Source organism: Paenibacillus sp. JNUCC32, from assembly GCF_014863545.1.
Taxonomy (GTDB): domain Bacteria; phylum Bacillota; class Bacilli; order Paenibacillales; family Paenibacillaceae; genus Paenibacillus_AQ; species Paenibacillus_AQ lautus_A.
Genome location: NZ_CP062260.1, coordinates 6,774,228 through 6,797,392, shown reverse-complemented (window position 1 = coordinate 6,797,392; position 23,165 = coordinate 6,774,228). Strand labels below are relative to the sequence as shown.

Annotated in this window: 20 protein-coding genes; 4 read left to right on the top strand and 16 right to left on the bottom strand. The window is 51.3% G+C overall.

Features of this window, described 5'->3' with window-relative positions; translation table 11 throughout:
• Window positions 1–184: 184 nt before the first annotated feature.
• The 8 genes from JNUCC32_RS30280 to JNUCC32_RS30245 all read right to left on the bottom strand — a co-directional run bounded on the left by JNUCC32_RS30280 (window position 185) and on the right by JNUCC32_RS30245 (window position 6,986).
• Window positions 185–682, bottom strand: coding sequence for a DUF1854 domain-containing protein (locus JNUCC32_RS30280; protein WP_192570652.1), 498 nt, complete (start codon window positions 680–682; stop codon window positions 185–187).
• Window positions 679–2,817: an ABC transporter ATP-binding protein gene (locus JNUCC32_RS30275; protein WP_192570651.1), complete on the bottom strand. Its 2,139-nt coding sequence runs from the start codon at window positions 2,815–2,817 to the stop codon at window positions 679–681. The genes JNUCC32_RS30280 and JNUCC32_RS30275 overlap by 4 nt, the downstream gene beginning before the upstream one ends.
• Window positions 2,818–2,937: 120 nt before the next feature.
• Window positions 2,938–3,375, bottom strand: coding sequence for a signal peptidase I (locus JNUCC32_RS30270; protein ID WP_015737325.1), 438 nt, complete (start codon window positions 3,373–3,375; stop codon window positions 2,938–2,940).
• Complete coding sequence (locus tag JNUCC32_RS30265; RefSeq protein ID WP_009590425.1) at window positions 3,365–3,646, bottom strand: PqqD family protein; 282 nt, start codon at window positions 3,644–3,646, stop codon at window positions 3,365–3,367. Before JNUCC32_RS30265 ends, JNUCC32_RS30270 begins: the two co-directional genes overlap by 11 nt.
• Window positions 3,643–4,434, bottom strand: coding sequence for a hypothetical protein (locus JNUCC32_RS30260; RefSeq protein ID WP_015737326.1), 792 nt, complete (start codon window positions 4,432–4,434; stop codon window positions 3,643–3,645). The genes JNUCC32_RS30265 and JNUCC32_RS30260 overlap by 4 nt, the downstream gene beginning before the upstream one ends.
• A 286-nt stretch (window positions 4,435–4,720) precedes the next feature.
• Window positions 4,721–5,773: a nucleotidyltransferase family protein gene (locus JNUCC32_RS30255; protein ID WP_192570650.1), complete on the bottom strand. Its 1,053-nt coding sequence runs from the start codon at window positions 5,771–5,773 to the stop codon at window positions 4,721–4,723.
• Window positions 5,770–6,459, bottom strand: coding sequence for a CpsD/CapB family tyrosine-protein kinase (locus tag JNUCC32_RS30250; RefSeq protein WP_009590428.1), 690 nt, complete (start codon window positions 6,457–6,459; stop codon window positions 5,770–5,772). Before JNUCC32_RS30250 ends, JNUCC32_RS30255 begins: the two co-directional genes overlap by 4 nt.
• Before the next feature lie 116 nt (window positions 6,460–6,575).
• A complete protein-coding gene (locus JNUCC32_RS30245; protein ID WP_015737328.1) occupies window positions 6,576–6,986 on the bottom strand; it encodes a hypothetical protein in 411 nt (136 codons plus the stop codon).
• A 328-nt stretch (window positions 6,987–7,314) separates the two neighbouring features.
• Between JNUCC32_RS30245 and JNUCC32_RS30240 the strand changes: the two genes are divergently transcribed.
• Window positions 7,315–7,683 (top strand): helix-turn-helix domain-containing protein, encoded by a 369-nt coding sequence (locus tag JNUCC32_RS30240; RefSeq protein ID WP_009590422.1) that lies wholly within the window; start codon window positions 7,315–7,317, stop codon window positions 7,681–7,683.
• A gap of 97 nt (window positions 7,684–7,780) precedes the next feature.
• Here the strand turns inward: JNUCC32_RS30240 and JNUCC32_RS30235 are convergent, their stop codons facing one another.
• The 4 genes from JNUCC32_RS30235 to JNUCC32_RS30220 all read right to left on the bottom strand — a co-directional run bounded on the left by JNUCC32_RS30235 (window position 7,781) and on the right by JNUCC32_RS30220 (window position 16,521).
• Window positions 7,781–7,927: a hypothetical protein gene (locus JNUCC32_RS30235; RefSeq protein WP_009590439.1), complete on the bottom strand. Its 147-nt coding sequence runs from the start codon at window positions 7,925–7,927 to the stop codon at window positions 7,781–7,783.
• A gap of 303 nt (window positions 7,928–8,230) precedes the next feature.
• Entirely contained in the window at window positions 8,231–12,826 is a 4,596-nt protein-coding gene (gltB, locus tag JNUCC32_RS30230) for a glutamate synthase large subunit (protein ID WP_192570649.1), read from the bottom strand.
• Between the two features lie 631 nt (window positions 12,827–13,457).
• Complete coding sequence (locus JNUCC32_RS30225; protein WP_192570648.1) at window positions 13,458–15,725, bottom strand: YhgE/Pip domain-containing protein; 2,268 nt, start codon at window positions 15,723–15,725, stop codon at window positions 13,458–13,460.
• Between the two features lie 214 nt (window positions 15,726–15,939).
• Complete coding sequence (locus tag JNUCC32_RS30220; RefSeq protein WP_015737333.1) at window positions 15,940–16,521, bottom strand: TetR/AcrR family transcriptional regulator; 582 nt, start codon at window positions 16,519–16,521, stop codon at window positions 15,940–15,942.
• A gap of 327 nt (window positions 16,522–16,848) precedes the next feature.
• Here JNUCC32_RS30220 and JNUCC32_RS30215 point away from each other — a divergent pair, with 327 nt between their 5' ends.
• Window positions 16,849–18,024 carry an MGDG synthase family glycosyltransferase gene (locus JNUCC32_RS30215; protein WP_192570647.1) on the top strand — a complete coding sequence of 392 codons (1,176 nt, stop codon included), beginning with the start codon at window positions 16,849–16,851 and terminating at the stop codon, window positions 18,022–18,024.
• Window positions 18,025–18,122: 98 nt separating this feature from the next.
• Here the strand turns inward: JNUCC32_RS30215 and JNUCC32_RS30210 are convergent, their stop codons facing one another.
• From JNUCC32_RS30210 to thpR, 3 genes are all read right to left on the bottom strand, one after another.
• On the bottom strand, window positions 18,123–18,806 hold the full coding sequence (locus JNUCC32_RS30210) for a metal-dependent hydrolase (RefSeq protein ID WP_015737335.1): 684 nt from the start codon (window positions 18,804–18,806) through the stop codon (window positions 18,123–18,125).
• Between the two features lie 42 nt (window positions 18,807–18,848).
• Window positions 18,849–19,745, bottom strand: coding sequence for a cell wall hydrolase (locus tag JNUCC32_RS30205; protein ID WP_192570646.1), 897 nt, complete (start codon window positions 19,743–19,745; stop codon window positions 18,849–18,851).
• A 97-nt stretch (window positions 19,746–19,842) separates the two neighbouring features.
• Window positions 19,843–20,424, bottom strand: coding sequence for an RNA 2',3'-cyclic phosphodiesterase (gene thpR / locus JNUCC32_RS30200; RefSeq protein WP_192570645.1), 582 nt, complete (start codon window positions 20,422–20,424; stop codon window positions 19,843–19,845).
• A gap of 298 nt (window positions 20,425–20,722) precedes the next feature.
• On the opposite strand from thpR, the gene JNUCC32_RS30195 reads away from it, so the two are divergent.
• Both JNUCC32_RS30195 and JNUCC32_RS30190 read left to right on the top strand, forming a co-directional pair.
• On the top strand, window positions 20,723–21,676 hold the full coding sequence (locus JNUCC32_RS30195) for a D-2-hydroxyacid dehydrogenase (protein WP_192570644.1): 954 nt from the start codon (window positions 20,723–20,725) through the stop codon (window positions 21,674–21,676).
• Window positions 21,677–21,825: 149 nt separating this feature from the next.
• Complete coding sequence (locus tag JNUCC32_RS30190) at window positions 21,826–22,137, top strand: MGMT family protein (protein WP_015737339.1); 312 nt, start codon at window positions 21,826–21,828, stop codon at window positions 22,135–22,137.
• Window positions 22,138–22,150: 13 nt separating this feature from the next.
• On the opposite strand, the gene JNUCC32_RS30185 is transcribed toward JNUCC32_RS30190, so the two are convergent.
• Window positions 22,151–23,131, bottom strand: coding sequence for a TRM11 family SAM-dependent methyltransferase (locus JNUCC32_RS30185; RefSeq protein WP_192570643.1), 981 nt, complete (start codon window positions 23,129–23,131; stop codon window positions 22,151–22,153).
• Window positions 23,132–23,165 lie beyond the last annotated feature (34 nt).

The window sequence follows — 23,165 nt, the reverse complement described above, 5'->3', positions numbered from 1 at the left end:
TACCTACAAACGATACATTTTGTTACACAATCAGAAAGCTAATTCAGATCTTTCAACATGATTTCTAGGCATGTAAGCGTACACAAATATAAATGCATAGCTGAAACAAAAAAGAAAAACGCCCCCATTCGGCAGACGTTTACATTTTTTGGTACTCTATTCTCTCATTTGTGAGTCGTTATAACTAATTGATCTTATTCCAATAGAGCTTGCTCTGTTTGTCGAGACGTGTAATATCGCGGAGGGCGTATCGTCTGCCCTCCGTATCCTTGATTGTATAATCATTCTCCGAGAGGAAATCGATGCTCTCTTGCGGCTGGTCTATGCGAAATGAGATCCTGCCATATGTCGTCTCCACTTCCCATAGCCAATTCCTGCCCCGGCGCTTGATTCCCATAATTTTCAATATCTCGGGTATCAAATAGCTTCGCTGCAGTTCTTCCCTGGCAGCCGACTGGCTTTTCTTATCCAGTTCATCCAGCGAAAGAATAAAATGAACCTCTTGATCCAATGCAGAGCGCACAGAAATGTACCCCTCCGGCTTCGTGACCGGAAATGTCAGAACAAGGCGCACTTTACCGATTGTCTCTCGGTTTTTTTCCGCCTCTAGTTCACCTATCCCGTTACGATAGAGTCGAAGACTTTGGTCCTGAGCCCATACTTCCCTTCTCGCTACCATCATGTAGCAACCTCCTGCATCGGTATCCATTCGTCTTTCGGGGCTTTCGCCTGCGCTGCATGAAGCAAACGATGATATACCCCTTGGCGTCTCAGAAGCTCTTCATGGCTTCCACTCTCGACCAGCCTCCCTCCTTCAAGAACCAGAAGCCGATCCGCTCGCCGAAGAGTCGACAGCCGATGAGCAATGACAAGGGTCGTTCTGCCTTGAACCACCGTATCCAGCGCCTCCTGAATGACAGCTTCGGTCTCCACATCGACCGAGGAGGTCGCCTCATCCAAGATCAGAATCGGGGGATCGAGCAGCACGGCTCTGGCAATCGCTATACGCTGCCTCTCTCCTCCGGACAACCGATGCCCTCTTTCTCCTACCTTTGTTTCATAGCCGTCAGGGAGGCGGCATATAAAGTCATGCGCATTTGCGGTCCTTGCCGCTTGAATAATGTCCTCTGTACTGGCTTCGGGGCATCCATAAGCGATATTCTGCGCTATGGTCCCATCGAAGAGGAAGGTTTCCTGAAACACTACCCCAATGTTTCTCCTTAATTCCTCTTGCTTAATGCTGGTAAGCCTTCGTCCGTCCACATAGATGTCCCCCTCGTCCGGATCATAAAATCGGCACAACAGATGGATCAAGGTCGACTTCCCCGCTCCTGACGGACCGATGATGCCTATCATCTCGCCAGGTGCTATTCGTAGGTTGATCCCTTGGAGAATTCGTCGATCTTGCGTATAGCCGAAAGCCACCTGATCATAGACGATTTCGCCTTGAACGTTGTTAAAGCTCGGAGCTTTCTCGTCATCCTTCACTTCAGCAGGCGTTTGAATCACCTCAAAGATTCGTTCGGCCGATCCCAGCACCTCATTGATCCAGCTGGCGGATTGCGCCAGCCATTTGACAGGACCGAAGAACATGATCAAATACGATGCATATGCGCTTAATGTTCCGACAGTCATGCTGCCTTCCAGCACGCTCCGTCCTCCGGCAAACCATACGAGGGCTGCAAACAGTGAAATGAATAACGTGAGTACCGGCGTCATGAACATCCATAAGTTCTGAATTGAAATCATGCGATGAACATATTTTTGATTGACCTGATCAAAACGTGCTTTCTCGGCATGTTCCTTGGAGAAGGCTTTTATGATTCGTATTCCCTGAAGAGCCTCCCCAACCATATTTTGAACGTGAATGGACGACTGCCACTGGGCATACCACATGTCCCGGACTTTCGGCCACAGACGCATCACAAGGATTCCAAGCGGCGGCAGCGGCAGAAGGATCATCAGGGTCAAGCGCCAATCCAAATAGAACAGCATTCCCATAATAAAAATAGCGGATAAAAATTGAGAGGTCAGGTGAACAATCCCTTGCGACATAAAATTTTTGAGCGCATCCGTATCCTGATTAATGCGTCCGATATATTGAGATACCTGCCGATTATCAAAAAAACGCATCGATTGTTTCATCAGGGCATGAAACATATCTCTGCGAATCTCCCCAAGGAAGCGTCCACTGATCCTAATGGCCGTATAACCTTCGATCATCTGAAGCAATGCCTGCAGAATATACAAACCGGCGAGCATTGCGGCCAACCATATCAATGACGCGGAATCCCCGTCTGAGCGAGTAGGCGATGATATTTCATCAATGATCCATTTGATTACGTAGGGTGGTGCCAGGGATACAAGAACGGTAACGGTTACGATGATCCCCATCATCATGATAGAAGATCTATAGGCTCTGCTCCGCTGAAGAAGATGGGACACCGTACTCCATTTCGGATTGCAGCGCATGCAGAAAGCGGAAGCTGTCCGTTTTGCGCGGCCGCAGCGGTCACATTTCCCCTTCTTTTCATCCAAATCGCCGCGTTGGTCCATACGATGCGGCGATGAATCCGTTATCCACTGTTCGACTTGCGGCAGAGCCTTGCGACAGGACTCAAGGTACGGTTCCGTGAATCGTAAAATTTCAACCGGGCCGTCCGAAGTGCCAGCGACAAGACAACCACCGCCGATGACCTCAACCAGGTCGATGTTCATCATTTTACGCTTGGGAATATCCAGCAATTCCCTTCCTTCCCGATCCAGCGCCTGCAGCCTGGAAGCTGTAAACACAAGCTGCAACGGTTCAAAACGCACATCACGATTCAAGTCTCCGTGCAATATTAGCCAGGGCGTCTCTTTGCCATGCTCTTCCGATCGTTCCGAAATCCTCGATCCTCGTTTTCGTAATATCCTCATATCATCACATCTTTCTATTTAAAGCCTTCTTAACGACAAATACCGCCTTACCATCTTTGGCCACAGCGGTATGTTGAGCGTTATCCAGGTTAGAATCGACAATTTCCAATGATCGGCAGGAATCCAACCCTTCCTTTTATAAGTTCCGGTAAACCGTCCCAAGATTTGTTCTTTCCGTACCGGCTCATCCGGGACAATGTTGGTGTCCCCTTTAAATATGTATCGTTTCAGGCTGCCTTCGCCATGAATGTCATGAAGCCGATGACAGACGAGGCTTCCCGCTCCTGTAACAAAGAGATAGACTTCACCGATTCTGGCTTCCTCATGATTGAGCTTTTCAAAAGAACTTAGCTCCCCCTCCACCATGAAGGGGTACATGCTGCGCCCCAAGGAGGGAAGTTGGATCCCCCCGCGTCTTTCCATCCATTCGTTGGCGATTCTGGCCTCATCCAGCATACGTCAGAAGGCCGCTGCCCAACAGTTCTTCAATAAATGGTTTTACGTCCTGCTCAGCAGTATGACGGTCAATGTCATACTCCTCCGCAATTTTTTCAATGATTCCTTCCATGTGCCCATATTCCGGGATGATGCTCCAGATATACCCCCCGAGTTCATTCAGCTTGGTTGCCACATGCTCCTTCATGTTCAGCAGTATCCATTCGTTTCCGATCATTTCGCTTTCAACGTGCTCGTTTCTTATCAGCAGCCTCGTTTGTGTTTGGCTCATGAAATCCTCTCCCAAAACGTATCATTTTTCTGAAAATAGAGCTGATAGGAAGGTACTTGCTGCACTACCTTCTTGCATAAAGCAATCATATTTCTTGTTTCCTCAGGATCATGACGCCAATAAAACACCTTATCCAGCATTAGCGCGAATCCGTCTAACGGCGTTATGGACACACGCTCCACTTCAGGGGATTGAATAATGTAATGGATGCCGGATAATTCGGCTTCCTCAAGTTCACAGGGATTCTCCATCTCGCTGCGAAATGGAGAATCGAACACGGTTACACGTCCGTTTTCTTCTATGTACAGAAACGTAGCTTCATCAGATAAAATCGGACGGGGACGCGACAGCTCAGCGACAGTCGACTTACCTGCACCGGATTGGCCTGCGAACATCCACGCTTTGCCGTCTTGAACCACACAAGAGGAATGGATCAGCAGTCCGCGCTCTCCATGGATTAGCCATGAGCTGTACAAATTAATTAATGCATGCTTCAGGGCAAACTCGTCATAGACATGGATTTCCGCCGAACTGTAATCCCGGGATGAAATCATATGATAATCACAGCGTTTGAAGTTAATTAGATGTTCGGATACAGAAATCTGGACAGGTCCATCATCAAATGGCTCTCCGTACCCACCTCGAATACGAACATACAAATCAGCCTGAGGATCCTGACCGGAAATGGCGGATACCCTAAATCGCTTGGCGACAAATTCGGCTATCCGTTTCGATTCGGTTTTAAAGGACACCCGGGACTTTCCGACTATTGCCGTTGCTACATACATATGATCAACCTCGACTTCCACCTATAATAATTCAATTCCAGCGAAGCGCTTTATGGAACGATGAACAAAGGAATGTATAAATACTACCAAATAGGGTTTCCGCCGCCGCCCGGGTTGCTGGGACGAGTCGTGCCAAACTCCACTTTGCCCTGTGCCAAAATTTTTGGAGCCTCGTAGGTCTTTTTCATACTTAACACCTCCTTCTTGAGCATTAGTTTATGATACAATTTGTATCATGTCAACTAGATAATGCTACATATCGCAACCAATAAATAGTAAAAATATCCTATCTGAAAATTTCACGTTTTCTTATCCATAGCAGCGGCAAATTCCAGATAAGGAATCCTACCTGGGACCAGCGCTGCCTCCAAGTATCATGGACCGTGAAGGCGGTCATCATCCTAAACCATGAGTAACTAAAGCCCTTGCGACCCTGCATAACTTTACGCGCCTTTTCAAGGTTCCATCCTGGATATTTAAACTTGTATGAAAGCAGCGGCAGCGGCCATCGTGCCTGAAGATGCGGGAACATGCTGTAAACCAGATTCAAAGCGATCCATACCTTCGAGAGATTTCGATCCGCAGCGGCCATATCCAACAGTTTCGCGTAATCCAGCCTTGTATCAAGGGAATGTATAAGCGTTGCAATGTCAACAAAGTATTTCATCGACATCATGTGATGGTTCATGCCGTGCAGACAAATATGGTAAAAGGTGTGCAACGGGCTTAGCTCGTAAATGTAATTAAAATCGCTCATCACGCAAGCTTCGTCCCACAAACGTGACACATCCGTAGCCGTAAAATCCTCTCTGCTGATATTCCAATGCAATTCAATGGTTAGCGAGGGAAAATTATCGTTATCCAATGATTTGACGTACTCTTCATGAAAATGTGTAGCATCGCCCGCAGCTTTAACAAATCCAGCATTCGTCAACAGCGTGGCGGCTCGATGCAAGTCCTCCTTGCCCACAAGCAGGTCGATATCTGTCGTGCCGCGCGCTGCGAGACCGCCAAAATAGCGTTCTGCAAGCAGCGTTCCCTTGAGAGGGATCGCTTCTATACAGGACGCTTCGAAGGTCTGCAGGATCTTTTTGAGCTCGATTTTTATAAAAAGGTTCTGTAAGAGTACGGTATTTGCATCAGAGCTTAATTTGCGCCGGAATTTTTCCGGGATTTGAAGAAGAAGGTGTTTTCGCTGAAGCTCTGAGAAAACCTGGGGCCCGATATCAAACAATTCGACATCTTCCATCAGTTTGTCATATTGAGATTCACTCAGGGAAGGAAGCCTCCCCTGGTACAACTCATCCAGAAACATAACCAGAATGTCGCGGTTCTTCATTTCAACCACTTACTACCGTAATAAAGCTGCTCTGCTTCATTTTCTCTGATCGTTATATTGTTAAGCACTACCCCAAGAAGATGGGCCTTAACATGCTCAAGTTGAGTTTTGGCTTTTCTCACTTGGGATTTCTTCACCTTCCCACCCAGTACAACCAAAACGACGCCATCGCATAAAGCACTGACAATGAGCGCATCGCTCACTGCCAATATGGGAGGGGTATCAAACAAAATCATGTCGTAGCGTTGCTTAAGATCGTGAACTAACATTTGCATGTTGTGGGAACCTAGCATTTCGGAAGGGTTGTATGGAATGGAGCCGGAAGTTATGACGGAGAGATTCGTAACCGCCGTCGGCCGAATGACGTCTTCAACGTCTACCTGCTGGGCCAAGACATTGGTCAATCCGGTATCGTTCGAAACGCCGAATACGTGATGCAGTGAGGGTTTGCGCAAATCCGCTTCAATCAACAGCACATTTTTGCCTTCATGCGCATAGGCGACGGCCAAGTTGCTAACTGTGGTTGTTTTGCCTTCGTTCATTTGAGCCGAGCCAACCATGATCACCCTAACCTGTTTGTCATGAACGGAAAATTGAATGTTCGTCCTTAGCCCCCGATACGATTCCGCTGCCGGAGATTTCGGGTTAATGACGGTAACCAGAGGATTTTTGTATTTTCTCGCCATTTAACTCACCTGCCTATTAAAATAGTCCGATCCCTGTGAAAAGAGTGAGCGGATTTAAGGTAAAAGAACTAATGACCAAGCATCTTAAATATAGTAAAATGTCTGTATCTAGTTTGTTACTGTATGATTAGCTTTTTATTATATTGGCCTGGCGAACGATATATGTAATTTTGATAAACGGCATGGCTAAACGCCACATGACTGCTTATCATCCGGTTAAGCATGCCCGTTATCCGTGCTTTTTGATCACGATCCGTACATATTTGAACCTGATACAACCGATAATCATGCAATGGCTCTTGAGTCTGTATCCTCCCATAAACCTGAATATGATCAAACATGTCATCGATTTCATAACGCAGCTTTATCTTGGGACTCATGGGGATATCCCAGGGACACAGGAAAACAAGCTTCTCCGGACCCAGCTCGATCGGCGTCACATCGTGGCTTCTGCCGTGCAGGCTCAGGGGACCAATCTCCATGACTCTAATCCCTACCTTAATAAGATGCTTCGTTTCGCTTGACATCAGGATTTTAATTCTCCTTTATTTCTATAAATTCTGGTATGGGACATTTTATCGATGGATAAAATGATACTAAGTGTCACTCAAAAAATGATAACAGATACAAATTGTATCGTTTTATTTTCCAATTTTACGATACATATCGTATCGAGTCAATAGAAAAATCGTCATTTTCTACCTTCCGTGTGTAAATTTAGGATGTTACGTATTTTTACGACCCTCTCATCACCAAACCGTGACTTTACGTACATTAAGCTGCTTTATATAAAATCGACGCATTTTTCTAATCACACCATCAGGTATGCCAAGCAATTGAAAGGGGGATCAAAGCATGAACTACGGAGAACGAATTGCAGAACTACGTGAACAGCGCGGGTGGACTCAAGAAGAACTCGCAACCTCTGTCGGCATTACTCGTGCTGCACTATCCCATTACGAAAAAAACCGGCGCAAGCCGGATTTTGAAACATTGACCCGCCTGGCAGACCTCTTTGACGTATCCATAGACTATCTGATCGGGAGAACAACATTGGAGAAATCGGTGCTTGATCCGGAGGTTCGCTCATTTGTGGACGGACTTGAGCTTTCGGACCAGGATTTGCTGGAGCGGTTCAATCTCACAGTGGATGGCCGCAAGTTAACCGAAGAGGAAGCCAAAAGATTTATTGCTTTTGTTCGCATGGAACGCTCCATGAAATAATGCAGATCATGAAGATGGAAATCCCCGTTACTCACTATGTCCAACATAGCGGTATCGGGGATTTTCACTAGAGTCATGTTTAGCAATGACAAATGTATTAATCGTTATGAGCTTCCTCCATTTGCAGCCATTTATCAGGATGGATTCCCAATTGAGTCATGAGCTTATTGATGTCGATGTTCGTCTTCTGCTGGTCAAGCCGCTGCTCGGTGCTTCCGGAGCCTCTCTCCTTGTCCACACTCATTTCTTCAACTACCTCGCTTATCTATAGTTTCATCTCCATCCCTGCTGCATGAACACGATGACAACGCATATCTTCCCAACAACTTACTTACCAATATTATAACGAATGAAATCACATGATGCTGTCGTCTTGTGGAGCCTTTGTCCTATGCTTCCGGTTCTAATTTTGTCGAATTTTCTTTTGGTGAATCCTGTCATCATCATAGAAGATTCTTAAACCCTTGTAATTTATTTATATATGAAGAAAAACCACATTGCATTCATTAAAGAATACAATGTGGTTTCCCGTCATACGTTTTGGATTCTAGTTCCCTGTACGTGCCAGCTCTTTCATATTCGCCTCGAAGGCGGCGAGGAGCGCTGCTTCCCCCGTCAGGCCTTGATCCTGTACCTTCTCGATATGCAGCAGCATGCGTTTGTAATCCTTCGGAATGATACGGACAAAGCGGCTTAGCGATTGATCCCAGTCTCCCAGAATTTGCTGTGCCGGCACACTGCCGGTATACTGCTCATGCTGCCGGACAAGACGGTGGAGGGCTTCCGCTTCCGTTCCATCCTCGACGCGTTCCAGAAGCACCATCTCCAGATTGCAGCGATCCACGAAGGTTCCCTCAGGATCATAGACGTAGGCTATGCCGCCGGACATCCCGGCCGCGAAGTTACGTCCGGTTTCCCCGAGAACGACCACCCGGCCGCCGGTCATGTATTCGCAACCATGATCGCCGACGCCTTCGACGACGATGTTCGCGCCCGAATTACGTACGGCAAAACGCTCACCGGCAATGCCTCTTACATAGGCTTCTCCGCCTGTAGCCCCATAGAATGCGGTATTCCCCGCAATAATGTTCTCCTCGGCTTTGAAGGTTGCTTTAGGTGAAGGTTTCACGATCAGCTTGCCGCCGGAAAGGCCTTTACCGATATAGTCGTTGGCATCCCCTTCAACCGTCAGCGTCATCCCTTTCGGCACAAATGCGCCGAAGCTCTGCCCTGCGGAACCCACGAAGTCGAATTGAATGGTGTCTTCCGGCAATCCGGCAGCACCATACTTGCGCGTGACTTCGCTTCCCAGGATGGTTCCCACGGCACGGTCCACGTTCGTGATCGGGAAGGTGCCCTTCACCGCAGCTCCCGATTCCAATGCCGGCGCCGCGGTGCCCAGCAGCGAACGCATATCCAGCGTCTGTTCCAGACCATGATTCTGTCTTTGGGTACGGTAGCGCGTGCTGCCCTCCGGCAGCTCCGGCGTATACAGCAATGCCGAAATATCCACGCCTTTCTTCTTCCAATGATGTTCCGCTTTGACGGCATCCAGGCAATCCGTACGACCAATCATCTCGTTAATGGTACGGAAGCCAAGCTCAGCCATCAGCTCGCGCATGTCTTGAGCGACAAAGCGCATAAAGTTGGCGACATGCTCCGGATCTCCCGTAAAGTTCTTGCGCAGCTCCGGATTCTGCGTGGCCACGCCGACCGGACAGGTGTCCATTTGGCAGACGCGCATCATAATGCATCCGACGGCAATCAATGGTGCCGTTGAGAATCCATACTCTTCGGCTCCGAGCAGAGCCGCCACCACCAAATCGCGCCCGTTCAGCATTTTGCCGTCGGTCTCCAGCACCACGCGGTCACGCAGATTGTTCATGATGAGGGTTTGATGGGTCTCGGCAAGCCCAAGCTCCCAAGGCATGCCGGCATGACGGATGGAGCCTTGCGGCGAAGCACCCGTGCCGCCATCGTAACCGCTGATCAGGATGATGTCCGCGCGGCCCTTCGCAACGCCTGCGGCAATCGTGCCTACGCCCACTTCGGATACGAGCTTCACGTTGATATCCGCACGTGGATTGGAATTTTTCAGGTCATAGATCAGCTCCGCCAAATCCTCGATGGAGTAAATATCATGATGCGGCGGCGGCGAGATCAGCCCTACGCCCGGCGTCGAACCGCGGACCTCGGCCACCCAAGGGTATACCTTGCGGCCCGGCAGCTGTCCGCCTTCACCCGGCTTCGCTCCCTGCGCCATCTTGATCTGGATTTCGTCCGCGTTCACCAGGTAATTGGAAGTGACGCCGAAACGTCCCGACGCCACCTGCTTGATGGCACTTCGGCGGGAATCGCCGTTGGCATCCGGAATGAAGCGGGCCGGATCCTCTCCGCCTTCACCCGTATTGCTCTTGCCGCCGATGCGGTTCATCCCGATCGCGAGGCTTTCATGCGCTTCCTTGCTGATGGAGCCGAAGGACATCGCGCCCGTTTTGAATCGGCGCATGATGGACTCCGCGGATTCAACCTCATCGAGCGGCACCGGTTTGCCGGCCGGCTTGATTTTGAGCAGTGCGCGAAGCGTCAGATGCTGCTCATTCTCACCCTGCACGAGCTCGGCGTATTTCTTGTAAGTTGCGTAGTCATTGGTCCGGACGGCCTGCTGCAGCAAATGGATGGTTCTCGGATTGAACAAATGCTCTTCCCCGTCCGCTCTCCATTGGTATTCGCCGGCTGAATCCAGCGCTTTATCGTTGCCGTCCTTGTCGGTAAAAGCACGCTCGTGATGGGCCAGCGTTTCCCTGGCCACTTCCTCCAGGCCGATGCCGCCGATGCGGGACGGCGTCCGCGTGAAGTAGCTCTCCACGAAATCTTCCTTCAGGCCGACGGCTTCAAAGATTTGTGCGCCGCGATAGGACTGAATCGTAGAGATCCCCATCTTCGACAGCACTTTCACGACGCTTTTGCTTGCCGCTTTAATGTAATTTTTCACAGCCTTCTCATGCGAGATGCCGCGAAGCATGCCTTCCTGAATCATGTCGTCCAGCGTTTCGAACGCAAGATACGGGTTGACCGCGCTCACGCCGTAACCGAGCAGCAGGGCGTAATGATGCACTTCGCGAGGCTCGCCGGATTCCAGCAGGATCGCCACCTTGGTCCGGGTTCCCTGACGAATCAGGTGATGATGGAGCGACGAAACGGCTAGCAGCGAAGGAATCGCCGCATTGTCCTTATCCACGCCGCGGTCGGACAGGATCAAGATGTTATGCCCCTTGGCGATGACTCGGTCCGCGGCTTCGCAGAGGGTGTCGATCGCCTTGCGAAGCCCTTCGGCACCTTCGGCCGCCGGGAAGAAAATCGGAATCGTCATGGACTTGAAGCCCGGACGGCGGACATGGCGCAGCTTCGCAAACTCTTCGTTGGACAGCACCGGCGAATCCAGGCGGATGTGGCGGCAGCTTTCCGGTTCAGGCTTCAGCAGATTGCGCTCCGGGCCGATCGTCGTCGCCGTCGAAGTGACCAGCTCCTCGCGGATCGCATCGATCGGCGGATTCGTCACTTGGGCGAACATCTGCTTGAAGTAGTTGAACAACCGCTGCGGGCGGTCGGACAGCACCGCAAGCGGTGCGTCATATCCCATGGAAGCGATCGCTTCCGCGCCCGTGATCGCCATCGGCTCGATCACTTTGCGCAGTTCCTCGTACGTGTAGCCGAACGCTTGTTGGAGCTGACGCACATTCTCATGCTTCGGATCCGGGAGTTCCGGCGCATCGGGAAGATCATGCAGCTCTACCAGATGCTCATCCAGCCATTCGGAATATGGAAGCTCCGCCGCGATGCTGGCTTTGACTTCCTCGTCGGAAATGATGCGGCCTTCCTTCGTGTCGACAAGCAGCATGCGTCCAGGACGCAAGCGATCCTTGTACAGCACATTTTCCGGCGCAACGTCCAGAACGCCCGCTTCGGAGGACAGGATGATCAGATCATCCTTCGTCACGTAATAACGGGATGGGCGCAGCCCGTTCCGGTCCAGGGTGGCGCCGATCTGAACGCCGTCCGTGAATGCCATCGCCGCTGGTCCGTCCCATGGCTCCATCAGCGTGCTGTGGTATTCGTAGAATGCTTTTTTGGTCTTATCCATGCTCTCATGGTTGCTCCACGGCTCGGGAACCATCATCATGGCCACGTGCGGCAGGGAACGACCGCTGAGGTACAGGAATTCAAATGTATTATCGAACATCCCGGTATCGGATCCGTCCGGGTTGATGACAGGTTTCACCTTCTCCAAATCGCTTCCGAACAGCTCATGCTCGAACATGGACTGGCGCGCGTGCATCCAGTTCACATTTCCGCGCAGCGTATTGATTTCGCCGTTGTGAATCATGAAACGGTACGGATGCGCACGTTCCCAGCTCGGGAACGTATTCGTGCTGAAACGGGAGTGAATGAGCGCTATCGCCGATTCCAAGCCCTCATCCTGCAGGTCCAGGTAAAATTCCCCCACCTGCTCCGTCGTCAACATGCCTTTATATACGATTTTTCGGCAGGAGAGGCTGGATACGTAGAAGCTGTCGCCTTCGGGCTTGCCGCTGTAACGGATCGCCAGCTCGGCGCGGCGGCGGATGACATACAGCTTGCGCTCGAACGAGAGATCATCCTGAATGTCGGCGCTGCGGCCGATGAACACTTGGCGGACATACGGCTTTGCCGCTTTTGCGGACTTGCCCAGCATTTCATCATGGGTAGGCACATCGCGGAAGCCAAGCAGGGTCTGGCCTTCTTCGGCAATAATCGAAGCCAATTGCTCCTCATGCGCCGAACGGACGGCAGGATCATGGGAAAGGAACAGCATGCCTGCACCGTAATGCCCGGCTTCGGGAAGCTCAAAGCCCAGTTTCGCCGCTTCGGCAGCAAAGAAGGAATGAGGAATCTGCAACATGATCCCCGCACCGTCGCCGGAGTTCGGCTCGCTGCCCTGACCGCCGCGATGCTCCATATTCGCAAGCATGGTCAGCGCGCTGCTGACGATTTCATGGGATGGCTTACCCTTGATATGAGCAACGAAACCCATACCGCAAGCATCTTTTTCGAACTGCGGATCATAGAGGCCCTGTTTCTGGGGAAAATCAGTATGTTTCATAAGATGCAACCTTTCTTTTTATAGAATAAAATGCTGCTGATCAATAACAGAAAAACGTAAAGGTTGGACATCAATCCTCTCCTGCAGTGGACACACTGTCTTGAGGCGATGCAGTATTGTGCAAAAGCGACAAGGGTTAACATTTACCTAACACGTAAGATTAATTAGTTCTATATATTTTATCACCGTCATACAATGCAGGCAATTCAAAGTTTTTATGAATTTGATAAGAATTGTTTTTGTGAGAGTAATCACAAAAGTTAGTTAAATATTATGTAGAATAGTGCAAAAAAACATGCAAATAGAACATTCCGAACAAGCGGTTTTCATCACTTTTTTCGTAATTCGTTATCATATCGCTCCGCTTTGGCCGCTCACTCCTCTCTCCAGCAGTGAAGCCGTGATCATCCTGACCATCCATCCTATATAAAATGAAGCCCCTTCATGATCGGTTCTCGGGAGTATTTCCAGCAGCAGGTTGAGGGGGGCCGATGAACCTTGACGCAACCATACCCGGTATCGCGTCGATGATCGCCACGTTATATCGGCTCATCAAAAAAAAGGACCTCCCCTGGATCTGTTCGATCCCCCGGGGAAGTCCTTTTCCTTACATATTATATAGAAGCTCTTCTTATGCAGTCACCGCTGTATCGGCGTCTGCTGCTTGCTTGTTGTTTCGGATTGCCAGGAAGTACACCGCGGTCAACACTAGGAACACCAGACCGAATCCGGCCAGTACGCCCACGTTGGCCCACATGCCGTCGAAGCTTCCCGTGGAAATGACGTCTTTGTAGCCTTTTACGCTGTAGGTCATCGGCAGCAGCGGATTCAAAGCCTTCATCCAGTTCGGAATCAGCTCTACCGGGAACGTGCCCGCGCTCGTTGTCAATTGAAGGATCAGGATTACGATGACGACGAAGCGTCCAGGCTGATCCAGCCATGTGACGAACATTTGCACCAGGAACATGAACGACAAGCTGGTAATGATGGAGAAGAGATAGAAGAGCGGAACGCTCTGAACCTCTAGCTTCAATCCGTACAGCATGACAACCGAAGCCAGCAGCGCTTGAATCAATCCCATGCCGGCAAAGGACAGCGTACGGCTGACAAACCGGTTCCAGCCCGATGCGTTCGGTACCGATGCCTCGCGGATCGGCAGAATAATCGTGCAGAGCAAGGCTCCGACAAACAAGCCGAGCGACAGGAAGTATGGCGCGAATCCGGTACCGTAGTTCGGTACTTCGTTCACTTTATGCTCATCTACCTGAACCGGTCCGGCAAACATCGTGACCGTTTCGTCGGTGGTTTGGATACCGCCAGTCTTGTCGGCAGCCTCGTTCAGCTTGCCTGCAAGCTCCCCGCTGCCTTCCTTCAATTCGTTCATTCCGTTGACCAGCTCGCCAGCCCCGGAATCCAGCTGTTTCGAGCCGTCGGCGAGGGTCGTTACGCCGCTTCCCAGCTTGCCGGCTCCGCCTGCCAGCTGCTGCGTGCCCTGCGACAGGGCGGCCGCGCCGCTGGCAAGCTCCTTGCCGCCGGCTGCCGCTTCGCTCAGCTTCGTGCCGAACAGCTTCATGCCGTCGGCCAATTGGTTTTGGCCGGCGTTCAGCTGTTTGGCGCCGGCCAGCAGCTCTTGGCCGCCCGCGGCGAGCTGTTTGCCGCCGTCAGCGAGCTGGTTCGCGCCGGCGCTCAGCTTGCCTGCGCCTTCCTGCAGCTGCTGCGTGCCTTGATTCAGCTCCGCTGCGCCTTGCGCCAGCTGCTTCTGACCGGCATTCAGCTCACTCGTGCCGGAGGCGACGGACTGGCTCGCGGCCAGCAGCTGCTGCACCTCCGGACTTTGCGCCAGCTCCGGATTGCCTTCAGCCAGCTGCTTCAGGCCGTCCGCAACGGCCTTTGCGCCTTGCTCCAGCGCAGCCGTGGCTTCCAGCGATTGATTCAGGCCGGCCTTCAGGCTGCCGCTGCCATCATGAGCGCTCTTCGCTCCCGCGGCAAGCTGGGCTGCCCCTGCCTGGTTGGCTTGCAGGCCTTCATTCAAGGCCGTGCTGCCGACTGCGGCCGATTCAATGCCCGCCTGCAGCTTGGCACCGCCCTTGCCGGCCTCTTCTGCCCCTGCTTGCAGCTGGCTGTGAGCCGCCTTAAGCTGATCCAGGCCGGAGGCGAGGGAGCCCGCTCCCGTATTCAGCTTGCCGGCACCGTTATTCAGCTCCTGCACGCCCTGCGTCAATGGCGCGATGCCGTCTTGCAGCTCCTGCGTGCCGCTGACGAGTTTAGCCAAGTTCTCTTTGAGCTTCACCGCGCCGTCGTCCAGCTTCACGGCACCTTCGGACAGCTTCGTGGCGCCGTCCCCCGCTTCGCTTAGGCCGTCAGATACTTTGGCCACTTGGTCGAACAGGGTTTCCGTGTAGGCTTCAGTCACTTTCGCCGACACCTTGGACTGAATCTGCTTCACGGCAGATCCGCCGATCTGTGCCGCAAGAAAGTTGTAGCCTTCGTTCGGCTCGAAGACGATTTGCGCAGGCTGCGGATGTTCATCCATTAACGTTGTCGCCTGCTGCGAGAAATTTTCCGGAATGCTGATGGTCATGTAGTATTTGTTATCCTGCATGCCCTGTTCAGCTTCGCTCCGGTTAACGAACTGCCAATTAAAATCTTTTCCCTTCTTCAGCTCGGCCACCAAATCCTCGCCGGCGTGAAGCGTCTTTCCTTCAAAAACAGCGCCCTGGTCGTTATTGACGACCGCTACGGGCAAATCCTCCATCTTTCCGTACGGGTCCCAGAAGGCCCCGAGGAACATACCGCTGTACATGACCGGTATGAACAGCACCGCGATGATCGGAATCAATATTTTTTTATTCCGAACGGCGGCACCAAGATCTTTGGCAAACACAGATAATGACTTCATCCAGTCTCTCTCCTTTTTTTTCTATAGATACAGCAGTTTACCAGCCGACATGAATCTGCTCTTACGGCAAATCACATCTTCATTCCAGTACACAATGACCAATATGCTCATTCGGTCAGTTTAGACCAAAAAAAAACGATCCCTGGCAAGGAAGGCGATCCCTCAAGCCAAGAGAGTCCGCCTTCCTCATCACGAAGGAGATTGCATCTTCCTCTTACGAGGAGGCTTTGAGCCCGTCAGCCAAGAACACCATCATATATTCCTTGATCTGTTCCTTGCTGAGCGGCTTGTGAAGCTGATTGAAGTCGGTCGTGAGCGCAACGTACAGCTTCAGCATCACAAAGGATACCACCTGAGCATCCAGCGGCTTGATCTCACCGATCGAAATGGCATTCTCCACGATTCCCTTGAGATACCCGACGATTCCGTTCTCCACTTTCGTCAATCCCTCATGCGCCTTAGGCGTGCCGATGTCCCGAACTTCCTGCGACAGCTTGATGAACAGCTCATGCTCGCTTCGGAATTCAAGCAGCGCATCCAGCACCCGGTAGAGATTGTCAAAGAAATCCCTGTCCTTCCGTATCTCCCGTTCGGCCAGACGTTTCATCTCCATGATGGCCGATAGCAGGATCTCGTCGAACAGCTCATCCTTATTCGTGAAAAACGTGTAGATCGTGCCTTTCCCAACATTTGCAATCTTCGCCACCTGTTCCATCGTCGTCGCTTTGTATCCGAACAAAGCAAACGACTTGGAGGCAGCATCTAGCACCTGCTTCCGTCGGTCCACAGCTGGCATGCTTACCCCTCCTTCTACGATCTTCTTTTGATTGGCCTTTTCTTTCGAAACTGACCAAAATACAATTCTGGTCATTCGGTCAAAAATCACTTTACCAGATTATCGGATGCGTTGCAATATCTTTCGTTAAATTTTTTTGAAAATGCGGATGCAGGGTTCAAATCTTATCATAACGTCTAATGAAAGAAAAAGTCCGCCGGTAAAATAAATTGAAATGCTTTTCCCTTTTGCGCGTATACTTAGGATGCATACTCTTTTTTTTCGCGCCGCTCTTCAAAAAATGATTCCTGTTTTGTAAGATAGAGGGAGAAAGAAGTAGGTGAAACCATGCGATATACAAGAGTGCTCCTCTTCTCAGAGGGTTTCGGCACAGGACATACGCAAGCGGCGTATGCGCTGGCTGAAGGTATACAGCGGATGAATCCCCGCATCCACTGCCGCGTCATTGAACTTGGCAATTTTTTGAATCCCACCGTGGGGCCGTTGATTTTGTCCGCTTATCGAAAAACCGTCAGCACCCGGCCGCGCCTTGTCGGCATGCTGTACCGTTCGCAATATAAGAAATCGTTAAACCGTCTGACGCGGCTCGCGCTGCATCGGATTTTCTATGCGCAGGCCCAGCGCGTCATCGAGGAGCTGAAACCGGATCTGATCATATGCACCCACCCGTTTCCCAACGCCGTGGTCTCCCGCCTGAAGCGCCAGGGGCTTGATGTTCCGCTCTATACGCTGATTACCGACTATGATGCGCACGGCACCTGGGTCAATCCGGAGGTTGATGAATATCTCGTATCGACGCCTCATGTGAAAAAGATGCTCATGCTGCGGGAGATTGAGCCGGAATTCATCCATGTGACCGGCATTCCGGTGCATCCGAAGTTCTGGGAAAGAGGCAGCCGGGTTGCGCTGCAGGCCGAGCTTGAATTAAAGAACATGCCCACCGTGCTGATCATGGGGGGCGGATGGGGCCTCGTATTCAACAAGGAGCTGCTCAGCAAGCTGGCCGGCAGGGCCGATGATATCCAGCTGGTCTTCTGTATGGGACAGAACGATAAGCTGGTTGCCAGCATGCGCGAAGATCCGATCTTCCAGCATCCCAACATTCATGTTCTCGGTTATCGGGACGATATACATAAATTGATGGACGTGTCCGATCTTCTCATTACGAAGCCCGGCGGGATGACATGCACGGAAGGAGCAGCCAAGGGAATTCCGATGCTGTTCTATGAGCCTATCCCGGGACAGGAAGAAGTGAATTCCCACTTCTTTGTCAGCGAAGGCTACGGGGAAATTCTCGACTCCCCTGCCGTGATCGACAAGTGGCTGAACCTGCTGTCCGATCATTATGACCAGGTGGAGAAGAAGCGTAACGGAGCGGTCCGGCAGCGCACGCCTCATCTGGAGCCCGACCACTGCGCCGGCCAGGTGATGGGATTGCTGACCGAAGGACGCATACCCGTTTATCCCGAAGATGCCGTCAAAATATTGGCGGACCAGCCCTAATATGCATCCTGTTCCCAGAACGCGCTTATGCACTTATCCTCTACCAAAAAGCTTCCCTGTCCTATGTGACAGGGAAGCTTTTTTAAGTATAAATCGATCTATATTTCCAGCGTTTCTCCCGCTTTCAACGGATGACCCTGAATGCCCGTTTGGGCCAGTTCGTCGCAGAAGGCCCTTGCATCCTGTTTAATGCCCGGGAACGTGTCATAGTGCACCGGGATGACATGCTTCGCACGAATCCACTGTGCGGCCAGCAGGGCGTCCTGCGGGCCCATCGTCAACATATCCCCGATCGGCAGCGCGGCTGCATCGATGTTGTTCATCTCTCCGATCAGGCGCATATCGCCAAACAAACTTGTGTCGCCAGCATGATAGAACGTTTTTCCGCCCATGGTCAGAATGACGCCTCCAGGCTGCCCCGCATAGATCCAGGTATCCCCCACCGAGATGGAGGAAGAATGGAAGGCCGGGGTAAACTTCACCTTAAAACCGTCGAACTGCGCGCTTCCGCCGATATTCATTCCATGGGATTTGGCTCCCTGCTGGCCGCAATACACGGCGAGTTCATACACGGCGATAATCGGACAATCATTCTGTTTCGCGATTTCGATGCAGTCGCCAAAGTGGTCGGAGTGCCCATGCGTCAGAACCACTGCATCCACTTTCACGTCACTGGGTTCGATGCCGGAACCGGGATTACCGGACAGCAACGGGTCGATGATGACACGAACGCCGCCTTCCTCCACCAATATGCTGGAATGGCCATAATACGTAATATTCATGGTTAAACACACCTCCTACATCCTAGTTTACCCTTATGGGCACTACTTGTAAAAAGAGTGATTTCCTATTTTTTTAACAAAAGTCCTGGAATGATGCACCGTGAGATCCTGAGCCAGCTTCAAAGACAGGAAGAAGTACGTATCGTCCTTCACCTCTTTTTGGCCATGAAGCGCCGCATTCACGGACTTAATCGTCTCTTCGTTCGGCTGGACACGTTTAAGACGCCCGTTCGCTACAGGACTAAATTGATGCTTTTGATAGATGACATCGGTAATCGTATCGGGAAAATTGGCTGACCGCAGCCGGTTTAAGACAACGTTGGCAACTGCCACCTTGCCTTCGTACGGTTCGCCTTCCGCCTCTGCCATGACAATCTTCTGGAGCAGAAGCAGTTCTTCAGCTGACAAATCATAGGTCCAGGTCGCTTTGTCTTTTTGGTCCTGGGTTAACGTATTTGTTCTTGTGAAGAATAAAGTTGTGGGGGGTGATAGGCTTTCCGCCTTGGATTTGACGACATGAGTCCCCTTTTGTTTTGCCGGTTTCCCGTCCGCAGCCTGAGATTTGGTTGCTTTCTTCTTCTCATCTGCAGTCTTCAATGATGCTTTCGAGTCGATCTTCCCGGAGGCTAAACCAATGCCTTTTGCGTTTGAAAAAGCATGAACCTTGCTCCCCGGCTTATTCCACTCTTGGAAAACAATTGAAGACAAAATGTTGACAGGTTCCCTATCCTGCTGCCTACTCTCAGCTTTAACGTAGTGATCAGGGTCGCCTTCCGGAACCGGAGCAGCCGTTACAAATTTGGGCATGTCCTGCTGTGGCTCTTTCCCTTCCGTCGTTTTCGATTGCATTCCAAGCAAACTTATAAGAGACAAACTCACAAAGAGCGCTCCGATGAGCAGCGCAACCCAGCGATTTTGCCGTAGCACTTTCATAACCATATTTTTCCTCCTATGATGTCGGCACATTTCTACACTATGTAACCACATTTTTAGGCGTTGAAAACATGGTAATTTTATGAACATTCTATTTTCAATTTCAAAAAATGGTCGAAAGCCGCGCCACACCTACGGTTTCGTACATCGGGCTCGCCTGTAAATTTGTTCGAAAAAGAACCATTTCTAGCACGTCCCACTGGATAGGTTCGGGTCCTTTTCCGATAACATCCAAAGAAAATGTTTGATTTCCTTGAAATTTCCGGCCAACCGTAATATGCGGTCGAAAGGGACGCTCCTCCGGTACGAATCCGAAAGATTCCATCCGCGACACGACCGATTGCTGCAGCTCAGCGAGCGCATTCAGATCCCCGCCGACCCCAGCCCATAGAATCCTTGGGGAGCCGCTTGCCCCGAACACGCCGGCATCATAAAGACTGAGCTTGAAGGGCTTGCGTTCCTTGGCTACCTCCTGGAGCGCTTCGGTGAGCTCCGCTATGCGATGAGAGGGCGTATCGCCCAGAAACTGTAAGGTAATGTGATAATCCTGCGGATGAACCCATTTTTTGAAATTGGCTTGCTTCCTCAATGTTTCCGTCCAATCCTGTATCCGGGAGGAGACCTCCGAAGGCAGACGCACGGCAACAAACAAACGATCCATAGCTCCCTCAGCCGAATGGCTCAACTACGACACTTCCTTCCAATCATCTTTTATCGCTAGCAGTCTAAGCACTGCCACCATGTTTTCCTGGTTCGTTTATAGTTTGAGCAAGAATATCTGAAAATAGTATGAGGGGTACATCAAATTCGCCTAAAAATATGATGAAGCTTCAATTTACCATAAATCGGACAATAATTCATGTACAAATTTACCAATCGCGTCCGTTCGTTCATGCGCAAAGCGATGATTTCTGATAATATGTTCCCTAAGAGATTTTCGCTATGATTCTGGTTGAACATCATATTCCTTAGGAGGTAGTACCATGCCGAACATCGTGGCCATACACGACTTAACCGCCGAGCAGCAGCAAAAAATCAAGGAGATTGCCCCCGACTATGACCTGTTGGTCACAAAAGCGAAAGAGCTGACGGGAAGCATCGTTCGGAATGCCGAGATCATGATCGGCTGGTCACGCTCCATGCAGGACGAGGTATTGTCCGCCGACAGTAAGCTCAAATGGATTCAAGCCTGGTCGGCCGGGGTGGATAAAATGCCGCTCCGGGAACTAGAGGAAAAAGGCATTCAGTTGACCAACGCCAGCGGCGTACATAGCGTTCCGATCACGGAGCATATTTTTGCGATGATCCTGGCCTTCAACCGCAACCTTCATCTCGCGATCCGTCAGCAGTCGAACAACAAGTGGGATACATCCGGCACGTTCACGGAATTGGCCGGCAAAACCATCGTCATCGTCGGCGTCGGCCAAATCGGCAGCCATACGGCACGGATGGCCCAGGCGTTCGGCATGCGGACCGTCGGGGTCCGCAACTCCGGCAAGTCCGATCCTAACGTGGAATCGATGTATAAGGTCGATCAGCTCGATGAAGCACTGGCGCAAGGCGATTACATCGTCAATATCCTGCCGCTGACCGATGAAACCCGCGGATTGTTCAATACGGCAAGATTCTCGGCGATGAAGGACTCCGCCTTCTTCGTGAACGTAGGCCGCGGCCAGACCGTGGTCACGGACGACATGGTCCAAGCGCTGCAATCCGGAGCTTTGGCAGGCGCGGGTCTGGATGTCTTCGAGGAAGAGCCTCTTCCTGCGGACCATCCGCTGTGGAACCTGGACAACGTCATCATGACGCCTCACATGGCAGGCGATACGGATCGATACGGCGAGCGTGCCGTGGATATTTTCCTGGAGAATTTAAAGCACTACGTAAACGGAGAGCCGTTATCCCGCAATGTGATCGATTACAGCAAGTCGTACTAAGACCAGGCAACAAGTCGTGAAGCACCGTTTCGTATCTAGATCCACGCCTTGGTTTAAGGAGCTTGTCAAAAAAAGGAACGTCCCGAGGTTTTCCATGCCTGTCGGGACGCCCTTTTTATTTATATGGAAAATGGAGTGAGCACACATAAATGCAGCCGTTTACAAAACGCGTCATTGAAGTGATTCAGAGCATTCCGGAAGGATACGTGATGACTTATGGACAGGTGGCCAGACTGGCCGGCAGCCCCAGGGGCGCCCGGCAGGTCGTCAGAATACTTCACACCCTCAGTCATATTCACAAGCTGCCGTGGCATCGGGTCATCAACGCCAAAGGAGAAATCGCGATCCAAGACGATGAGTCCAGGCTCATGCAGGAGCTGTATCTGCAGGACGAAGGTGTTGCCGTCAATCACAAAGGCATCATTGATTTGGAGAAGTATCGATATGATCCTGCCGAATAAATCGGGGAGCCGTTTATTCGCACAGCCAAATATCCCTTACAAAGCTCCCCTTGCGGGTCGTGCAATGAGAAAGCACCTTCCACCCCGTGTCCGTCAGCTGCTCTCTTAGCGGCTCCGTACTTACGATGACAGCACGATCTGACAAGCAGCGTAAGCTTTTCAGCATCCGCAACTGCTCATCCTCTGGAAAGACGGAGCACAGATTATACGGCAAATCCAGTACAGCGGCATCATAATGTCCATGCAGCGTGTTCATGTCCTGGACGGCAACTTTATTGTCATCATAACCGTAGTGCCGGAGATTCACCCTCGCTCCCCGAACCGCGAGCGGATTGATGTCACGGCCCTCGGCCGGGATTCCCATCGAGAATGCCTCGATCAATACATTTCCCATTCCGCAGCAGGGATCCATGAGCGTGGCACCGTTTATCCGAGGCACGGCCAGATTGACCAGCGCCCTGGCTACCCTCGAGCTGAGCCCTGTCGAATAATTTTGCGGCTTCCGCTTATGCTCCAGCCAGGCACGTTCAGGCTCGTGCAATACCCCCAATCGCCAGATTCCGTTTAGGGATATCAGGCCGAGCGTGACATCCGGAGATTTCATCTGCGCCGTTCCTTCGATTCGGCCACCTACCATCCGTTCGAAACCGCGCAATTGATCATAGCTGAAACGATCGCCCGCCTTAAGGCAGACGACTTTGAAGGTCGTTTGGTTAAGTCGAATGCGGCCTGCTTGCTCGGCGATGCTTTCGATGGAATCTCCAGTCATCTTGACGTCAAGGCTGGCCGATAGGAACGGGCTGCGATCCGGATCGACCCGCCGCTCGCTTTCCAGCCAGTCCGCACCGTCAGGCCCCTGACCGAACAGCTCCGTCAGCTCCATCAAGCATAGCGCCCGCTCGGTTTCATGACAGGCATACGTATACAGATAAGATGATTTATCGCTCATGGAGGACGGACCGAAGGTCATGTCATAGTCGTTCGTATTCTTCATGTATTTCGTCTCTCTTCTATTATATATGTGCAGC

Excerpts from the sequence above, each read along its gene's own strand:
- JNUCC32_RS30205 (WP_192570646.1), bottom strand. The coding sequence starts at position 19,745 with ATGGTTATGAAAGTGCTACGGCAAAATCGCTGGGTTGCGCTGCTCATC.
- JNUCC32_RS30255 (WP_192570650.1), bottom strand. The coding sequence starts at position 5,773 with ATGAAGAACCGCGACATTCTGGTTATGTTTCTGGATGAGTTGTACCAG.
- JNUCC32_RS30185 (WP_192570643.1), bottom strand. The coding sequence starts at position 23,131 with ATGAAGAATACGAACGACTATGACATGACCTTCGGTCCGTCCTCCATG.
- JNUCC32_RS30195 (WP_192570644.1), top strand. The coding sequence starts at position 20,723 with ATGCCGAACATCGTGGCCATACACGACTTAACCGCCGAGCAGCAGCAA.
- JNUCC32_RS30190 (WP_015737339.1), top strand. The coding sequence starts at position 21,826 with ATGCAGCCGTTTACAAAACGCGTCATTGAAGTGATTCAGAGCATTCCG.
- JNUCC32_RS30225 (WP_192570648.1), bottom strand. The coding sequence starts at position 15,725 with ATGAAGTCATTATCTGTGTTTGCCAAAGATCTTGGTGCCGCCGTTCGG.
- JNUCC32_RS30265 (WP_009590425.1), bottom strand. The coding sequence starts at position 3,646 with ATGAGCCAAACACAAACGAGGCTGCTGATAAGAAACGAGCACGTTGAA.
- JNUCC32_RS30245 (WP_015737328.1), bottom strand. The coding sequence starts at position 6,986 with ATGTCAAGCGAAACGAAGCATCTTATTAAGGTAGGGATTAGAGTCATG.
- JNUCC32_RS30215 (WP_192570647.1), top strand. The coding sequence starts at position 16,849 with ATGCGATATACAAGAGTGCTCCTCTTCTCAGAGGGTTTCGGCACAGGA.
- JNUCC32_RS30280 (WP_192570652.1), bottom strand. The coding sequence starts at position 682 with ATGATGGTAGCGAGAAGGGAAGTATGGGCTCAGGACCAAAGTCTTCGA.
- JNUCC32_RS30220 (WP_015737333.1), bottom strand. The coding sequence starts at position 16,521 with ATGCCAGCTGTGGACCGACGGAAGCAGGTGCTAGATGCTGCCTCCAAG.
- JNUCC32_RS30240 (WP_009590422.1), top strand. The coding sequence starts at position 7,315 with ATGAACTACGGAGAACGAATTGCAGAACTACGTGAACAGCGCGGGTGG.
- JNUCC32_RS30235 (WP_009590439.1), bottom strand. The coding sequence starts at position 7,927 with ATGAGTGTGGACAAGGAGAGAGGCTCCGGAAGCACCGAGCAGCGGCTT.
- JNUCC32_RS30260 (WP_015737326.1), bottom strand. The coding sequence starts at position 4,434 with ATGTATGTAGCAACGGCAATAGTCGGAAAGTCCCGGGTGTCCTTTAAA.
- JNUCC32_RS30250 (WP_009590428.1), bottom strand. The coding sequence starts at position 6,459 with ATGGCGAGAAAATACAAAAATCCTCTGGTTACCGTCATTAACCCGAAA.
- JNUCC32_RS30270 (WP_015737325.1), bottom strand. The coding sequence starts at position 3,375 with ATGCTGGATGAGGCCAGAATCGCCAACGAATGGATGGAAAGACGCGGG.
- gltB (WP_192570649.1), bottom strand. The coding sequence starts at position 12,826 with ATGAAACATACTGATTTTCCCCAGAAACAGGGCCTCTATGATCCGCAG.
- JNUCC32_RS30210 (WP_015737335.1), bottom strand. The coding sequence starts at position 18,806 with ATGAATATTACGTATTATGGCCATTCCAGCATATTGGTGGAGGAAGGC.